The organism is Flavobacterium profundi, from assembly GCF_006491645.1.
Lineage (GTDB): Bacteria > Bacteroidota > Bacteroidia > Flavobacteriales > Flavobacteriaceae > Flavobacterium > Flavobacterium profundi.
In genome coordinates, this window is sequence record NZ_VDCZ01000036.1 from 1 (window position 1) to 705 (window position 705).

1 protein-coding gene is annotated in these 705 nt (G+C 30.2%); it reads left to right on the top strand.

Annotation, left to right across the window (positions count from 1 at the left end; all coding sequences use genetic code 11):
• The first annotated feature begins 83 nt into the window (after window positions 1-83).
• Entirely contained in the window at window positions 84-536 is a 453-nt protein-coding gene (locus FHG05_RS18275; RefSeq protein WP_140999567.1) for a hypothetical protein, read from the top strand.
• Window positions 537-705: the final 169 nt, after the last annotated feature.

Sequence of the window (705 nt, forward strand, 5' to 3'; positions counted from 1 at the left end):
AAACGTTAGCGGTAATTTAAAAAAATCAAATATCATTAAATATCGACAATTTTAGAGACGAATATTTGAATTCCGATAAAACATTGAAGGAAGAATATTTTCTAGTGTATAATTATTCCGCCGGTTTATGTGAAATCCCAAGAAATATCACGTTATTAATTCACAAAGATTTATCATTCGAGATTAAACTTGTTTGGTATAAATATCCAGTACCAAAAAGATTATACTCAATCTATAAAAGTAATTTAATCCCTGAAAATATTATTGAAACTATAAACGAGATAAATGAAACTGAACAAATAGAATTACAAGAACTTTACTCAACGTTTAATGGAAAATATGTGCCAGAAGATGTTTCTCATAGTTCTATATATTTTAATCATAATGGAGAAACTTATTCAGTAAATATGAGTTCATATCTTATGGGCGAAAAACTTTTCATCAGCAATCAAGAAAAAACTGTTCTAAAATTACATGATTTATTGAATGAATGGAAAGATAAATTGTACGAAGCAATTACAGAAATTCACAAATAAAAACTACCGCTAACAGCCGTTTGTATCAATTGCTAGGCTTGGCTTGCGTTCGGAATTTTACTTCATCAGTTCGCACTCTGTGCTCGGGTCTCCGAAAATTCCACAAGGAGTTTTGTACTTGTAAACTTTTGGTTTAAATTTACGCAACTGCTACAAGCGGCAAACCGTT